The sequence below is a fragment of the Streptomyces sp. TRM49041 genome (assembly GCF_008271805.1).
Lineage (GTDB): Bacteria > Actinomycetota > Actinomycetes > Streptomycetales > Streptomycetaceae > Streptomyces.
Map to the genome: position 1 here is coordinate 1 of NZ_VSRY01000008.1, position 203 is coordinate 203.

Genomic DNA, 203 nt, shown 5'->3' on the forward strand with positions numbered 1-203 from the left:
ACCTCTTCGGCCGCGGCTGACAGGGCTCAAGGCCCAGCTCACGCATGAGCCGGCGGACCAGTTCCAGGCCAGCGGTGACACCCCAGCGATGCAGCTGGGCCTGGATGCGCCGGTGGCCATAGGTGCCGCTGAGGTTGAAAGGGTGGGGTGACGCTACGGGGGCTCCAGTGCCAGTCCGGTCTCGGCTATGAAGCCGTTGAGGA

1 protein-coding gene is annotated in these 203 nt (G+C 67.5%); it reads right to left on the reverse strand.

Going from position 1 to position 203, the window contains the following annotated elements; translation table 11 throughout:
* Positions 1-203: IS3 family transposase (locus tag FVS66_RS36680; protein ID WP_149178864.1), on the reverse strand; the 203-nt coding region annotated here is incomplete at both ends.